Here is a 280-nt window from a genome sequence, read left to right on the forward strand (position 1 = left end):
TCACAAATTGAGTTTTTTAAAGCTTCTCATTATGTGATTTGTTATGACACACGTGGTCATGGTGCATCGGACGCGCCTCAAGGTCCATATAGCATTGATCAACTTGGTCAAGATGTGGTGAATTTACTCGACCATTTAAATGTTGAAAAAGCTGCATTCTGTGGTATTTCGATGGGTGGTTTGACAGGTCAATGGTTAGCGATCAATCATCCTCAACGCTTTAGTCATGTGATTGTGTGTAATACCGCCGCTAAAATTGGCAATGAAAATGCTTGGAATG

At 40.4% G+C, this 280-nt stretch carries 1 protein-coding gene; it reads left to right on the forward strand.

What is annotated here, in order from left to right; all coding sequences use genetic code 11:
• Positions 1–280, forward strand: a 280-nt coding sequence (locus AC1M9D_RS14150; RefSeq protein ID WP_481612451.1) for an alpha/beta fold hydrolase, incomplete at both ends; no start/stop codon positions are given.

The sequence above is a fragment of the Acinetobacter sp. ANC_7682 genome, from assembly GCF_056779795.1.